Consider the following 5,202-nt stretch of genomic DNA (forward strand, 5'->3'; position numbering starts at 1 on the left):
TCCCTTCGGTCTTGCGTTTCCGACTCTATCAGATCGTTTTCCGATCCGATTTCCTCGGTGCTTTCCAGGTTCCCGCTCTCGCGTTTCCCTTTCCGACGCTTCCGACTTTATCAGAGTTTCTGAGTCGGATTTCCCGCCCCTCCGGGGGCTCCGCAACACGTGAAGTGAGCGGGTTCCCGTTCGGTGGGGGTTGTAAACGTACTGGAGCGGGGCGCCCCGATGCAAATCGCGGCGCCCCGCTCCGGGTTCGTGCGGGTCAGGACCCGACGGCCCGTCAGACCTCCACGACGACCGGGAGGATCATCGGCCTGCGCCGGTACGTGTCGGAGACCCACTTGCCCAGCGTCCTGCGGATGAGCTGCTGGAGCTGGTGGGGCTCGACGACGCCGTCCTGGGCGGAGCGCTCCAGGGCTTCCGTGATCTTGGGGATCACGTCGCCGAAGGCCGAGTCCTCGATGCCCGAGCCGCGGGCCTGGATGTGCGGGCCACCAGTGATCTTGCCGGTGGACGCGTCCATGACGACGAAGACCGAGATGATGCCCTCGTCGCCGAGGATCTTGCGGTCCTTGAGGGCCGGTTCGCCGACGTCGCCGACCGAGAGGCCGTCGACGTACACGTAGCCGGCCTGGACCTTGCCGGAGATCTTCGCCTTGCCCTCGATCAGGTCGACGGCCACGCCGTCCTCGGCGATGACGATGCGGTCGTGCGGGACGCCGGTCATGGCGCCCAGTTCCGCGTTGGCGCGCAGGTGGCGCCACTCGCCGTGGACCGGCATCAGGTTCTTCGGGCGGCAGATGTTGTAGAAGTACAGCAGCTCGCCGGCCGAGGCGTGGCCCGAGACGTGGACCTTGGCGTTGCCCTTGTGGACGACGTTGGCGCCCCAGCGGGTCAGGCCGTTGATCACGCGGTAGACCGCGTTCTCGTTGCCGGGGATGAGCGAGGACGCCAGGATCACCGTGTCGCCCTCGACGATGCGGATCTGGTGGTCCCGGTTGGCCATGCGGGACAGGGCCGCCATCGGTTCGCCCTGGGAGCCCGTGCAGACGAGGACCACCTCGTGGTCCGGGAGGTCGTCGAGGGTCTTGACGTCCACGACCAGGCCCGGAGGCACCTTCAGGTAGCCCAGGTCACGGGCGATGCCCATGTTGCGGACCATGGAGCGGCCGACGAAGGCGACGCGGCGGCCGTACTCGTACGCCGCGTCCAGGATCTGCTGGATGCGGTGGACGTGGCTGGCGAAGCTCGCCACGATGATCCGCTTGCGGGCGCCGGCGAAGACCTGGCGCAGGACGCCCGAGATGTCCCGCTCGTGCGGCGTGAAGCCGGGGACCTCGGCGTTCGTGGAGTCCGAGAGGAGGAGGTCGATGCCCTCCTCGCTCAGGCGTGCGAACGCGTGGAGGTCCGTGAGGCGGTTGTCCAGCGGGAGCTGGTCCATCTTGAAGTCGCCGGTGTGGACCGCCATGCCCGCGGGGGTGCGGATGGCGACGGCCAGCGCGTCGGGGATGGAGTGGTTGACCGCGATGAACTCGCAGTCGAAGGGGCCGATACGCTCGCGGTTCCCCTCCTCCACCTGCAGCGTGTACGGGCGGATGCGGTGTTCCTGGAGCTTGGCCTCGATGAGGGCGAGGGTCAGCTTGGAGCCGATCAGCGGGATGTCCGGCTTCTCGCGCAGGAGGTAGGGGACGCCGCCGATGTGGTCCTCGTGGCCGTGGGTGAGGACGATGCCCTCGATGTCGTCGAGGCGGTCCCGGATGGACGAGAAGTCCGGGAGGATCAGGTCGATTCCGGGCTGCTCCTCCTCGGGGAAGAGCACTCCGCAGTCGACGATCAACAGGCGGCCGCCGTACTCGAAGACGGTCATGTTCCGGCCGATCTCGCCGAGGCCGCCGAGCGGGGTGACCCGCAGGCCGCCGGCGGGAAGCGGCGGGGGCGGGCCCAGTTCGGGATGCGGATGACTCAAAAGACTCTCCTCACCACGCGCGCCACGTACCGGTGTGGCACGTGGCGCGCATGACGTTTCGTGCAGAAGCAGTTGTCGTGGACGGGTGCAGGCACCGGTGGCCTGCCTATTCAGTTGTGGGGTCCGGCCGTGCGCGGGTGGTGCGCGGTCTTGCGAAGTCTGTTGGTCAGAGCTGTACCCCGCCGGCGGCAAGATCGATCTTGAGCTGCTCGGTTTCCTCGGGGCTGAGCTCCACCATGGGCGGGCGCAGCGGGCCGGCGGGCAGGCCCTGCAGGGCGAGCGCGGCCTTGGTGGTCATGACGCCCTGGGTGCGGAACATGCCGGTGAAGACGGGGAGCAGCCTCTGGTGGATCTCCAGGGCCTTCTGTACGTCGCCGGCGACGTACGCGTCGACCATGGAGCGCAGCTCGGGGGTGACCACGTGGCCGACGACCGAGACGAAGCCGACGGCGCCGACGGAGAGCAGCGGCAGGTTCAGCATGTCGTCGCCGGAGTACCAGGCGAGGCCGGAGCGCGCGATGGCCCAGCTCGCGCGGCCCAGGTCGCCCTTGGCGTCCTTGTTGGCGACGATCCGCGGGTGCTCGGCGAGGCGGACGATCGTCTCCGTGTTGATCGGGACGCCGCTGCGGCCGGGGATGTCGTACAGCATGACCGGCAGTCCGGTGGCGTCGGCGACGGCCTTGAAGTGCCGGTACAGGCCCTCCTGCGGGGGCTTGTTGTAGTACGGGGTGACCACGAGCAGGCCGTGGGCGCCGGTCTTCTCGGCGGCGCGGGCCAGCTCGATGCTGTGGTGGGTGTCGTTGGTGCCGACGCCGGCGACGACGTGGGCGCGGTCGCCGACCGCCTCCAGGACGGCTCGTACCAGGTCCGATTTCTCCGCGTCGCTGGTGGTGGGGGACTCGCCGGTGGTGCCGTTGACGATCAGGCCGTCGTTGCCTGCGTCCACCAGGTGGGCGGCGAGCCGCTGCGCGCCGTCGAGGTCGAGTGCGCCGTCCGCCGTGAAGGGCGTGACCATGGCGGTGAGGACCCGCCCGAAGGGGGTCTGCGGAGTCGAGGTCGGAGCCATGGTTACACGCTACTCGTTGCGCGGGGCGGGGTCTGCCCGAGGGGCGGGCGACAAGTCGTGACAAAGGTGGAGCCCGGCACTGCCTGCTCGGGGGTTCAAGCAGTGCCGGGTCCGTTCGATCAGGCTAGATGAAATTCACGAAATGCCGCAATACGGACACCTCGCGAGGCTGACGCGCGCATCTGTGCCGGACCGGGGAACGGATGCGTCACGGGGCCACGCGGCCGTTGGCGTTGAAGGCGGCGTACGTGAGCGGCATGAGCCTGGCCCACTCCGCCTCCATCTTCTCGCCGACCATCTCGATCTCCCGCTGGGGGAAGGAAGGGACCTTCGCCAGCTCGTGCTGGGTGCGCAGGCCGAGGAAGTGCATGAGCGAGCGGGCGTTGCAGGTGGCGTACATCGACGAGTACAGGCCGACCGGGAGCACCGAACGGGCGACCTCGCGGGCGACGCCGGCGGCGAGCATCTGCCGGTAGGTCCGGTAGGCCTGGCGGTAGGAGTCCTCCATGGCGCGCCCCACCAGCTCGTGCTGGGCCGGGGTGCCCTCGACGAAGACGTACTTGCCCGGCCGCCCCTGCTGGACCAGCTTGCGGGACTCGTCCGGCACGTAGAAGACCGGCTGGAGCTCGCGGTAGCGGCCGGACTCCTCGTTGTACGACCAGCCCACGCGATGCCGCATGAACTCGCGGAAGACGAAGATCGGCGCGTTGATGAAGAAGGTCATCGAGTTGTGCTCGAAGGGGCTGCCGTGCCGGTCCCGCATCAGGAAGTTGATCAGCCCCTTGGAACGCTCCGGGTCCTTGTCCAGCTCGTCGAGGGACTGCTCACCGACGGTCGACACACGGGCCGCGAACAGCACGTCGGCGTCGGCCGCGCTGTGCTTCACCAGTTCCACGGTGACGTCGCTGCGGAGATCGATCTTGAAGTCGTCGTCAGGGGTCTCGGTCACGGTTCGGGGGGGCCTTCCCATCTCGTCTCTTGGCGCAGCCACTCTACGGCCCGCCAAACGGGGGGCCGGGCACCCTCCTGCGATGAAATCGCTGAAACCGGGCACCTGCGGGGGGATTCATTCGTCTGTACCGGTAGCACCACCGAAAGCACCGGTTCGTTCCCGAGAGGAGATGCAATCCTGATGTTCCGCCGGCGTGAGCCCGTCCCCTTCGCCTTTCTCGCCGAGGCCGACAGGTTCCGCAGCAATGTCACTCCCCCGCCCCCCGAGCGGGCGTCCTTCGGCCAGCTGGCCGGGCGCTGGCTGCTGGGCCTGACCATCGTCGCCGCCCTCGTGGGCTCCCTGGTCATCGGGATGCCCGCCCTGTCACTCGACCACTCCTCGTCCCAGACCCAGCAGTCGCAGGCGTCCGACGGCCGCTGAGGGGTCACCGCGCCGGTCCTGACTCCATCCGGCCCCCCGAGAGTGGTGACCGGGAACACAGGTCGATAACCTCACCGGGCACAGCCCACGCCCTGGACGAGTGAGGACCCGCCGTGCCCCTGCCCTTCCTGACGGCCGACCGCGCCTTCGAGGCAGCCGACGACGCAGCGCTGCCGTACGACGACCGCGACCGCTGGCGCCGGCCCTACCGTCCGGGTCCGTGGCGCGTGGGGACGGCGGCGATCATGCTGCTGCTCGCCTCGTTCGTGCTGTTCGCGGCGGTGATCATCGCCGCGACGGCCACGCCCGCGTCCGCCGGTGTGATCTTCGGTGTCGCGGCGGTCGTCATCGTCTGCGCGCTGCGGCTGCTGCGGATGGGCGTGTGGGTGAGCGCGCGGGGGCTGCGGCACGTGGCCTTCCTCAGGACGCGTACGGCGCCCTGGGGGCAGGTCGCGCAGGTGCGGACGGTGCAGCAGCCGGTGCGCTGGCTGGGGCTGCCGCGCACGGTGCAGGGCCAGGCACTGGTCCTGCTGCGGCAGGGGCGGGCGGCCGGTGGCGCGCCGACGCTGCTGACGACGCACAACGCGGACTTCCTCGCCCGGCCGGAGGCCTTCGACCGGGCCGCGGACTCCGTGGAGGCATGGGCGGACGAGTACCGGCGCGGCTGAGATCACCGCACACACAGGGGTGGGGGGGGGGGCGCGGGGGGGGGGCCCCCCCCCCCGGGGGGGGGGGGGCGGGGGCCCCCGGGCCCCCCCCCCCCCCGCCCGGGGGGGCGGGGGCCCCCCCCGCCCCCGGCCACGC

5 protein-coding genes are annotated in these 5,202 nt (G+C 70.0%); 2 read left to right on the forward strand and 3 right to left on the reverse strand.

The window, feature by feature from the left end; all coding sequences use genetic code 11:
- Positions 1–274 precede the first annotated feature (274 nt).
- From ABZ340_RS36255 to thyX, 3 genes are all read right to left on the reverse strand, one after another.
- Positions 275–1,960 carry a ribonuclease J gene (locus ABZ340_RS36255; RefSeq protein ID WP_358786155.1) on the reverse strand — a complete coding sequence of 562 codons (1,686 nt, stop codon included), beginning with the start codon at positions 1,958–1,960 and terminating at the stop codon, positions 275–277.
- A 166-nt stretch (positions 1,961–2,126) separates the two neighbouring features.
- A complete protein-coding gene (gene dapA / locus ABZ340_RS36260) occupies positions 2,127–3,026 on the reverse strand; it encodes a 4-hydroxy-tetrahydrodipicolinate synthase (protein WP_358786156.1) in 900 nt (299 codons plus the stop codon).
- A gap of 208 nt (positions 3,027–3,234) precedes the next feature.
- Entirely contained in the window at positions 3,235–3,975 is a 741-nt protein-coding gene (gene thyX, locus ABZ340_RS36265) for an FAD-dependent thymidylate synthase (RefSeq protein ID WP_358786157.1), read from the reverse strand.
- Positions 3,976–4,158: 183 nt separating this feature from the next.
- On the opposite strand from thyX, the gene ABZ340_RS36270 reads away from it, so the two are divergent.
- Positions 4,159–4,398, forward strand: coding sequence for a hypothetical protein (locus ABZ340_RS36270; protein ID WP_358786158.1), 240 nt, complete (start codon positions 4,159–4,161; stop codon positions 4,396–4,398).
- 113 nt (positions 4,399–4,511) lie between these two features.
- Positions 4,512–5,066 carry a hypothetical protein gene (locus ABZ340_RS36275; protein WP_358786159.1) on the forward strand — a complete coding sequence of 185 codons (555 nt, stop codon included), beginning with the start codon at positions 4,512–4,514 and terminating at the stop codon, positions 5,064–5,066.
- Positions 5,067–5,202 lie beyond the last annotated feature (136 nt).

Source organism: Streptomyces sp. NPDC006134 (assembly GCF_040628835.1).
Lineage (GTDB): Bacteria > Actinomycetota > Actinomycetes > Streptomycetales > Streptomycetaceae > Streptomyces.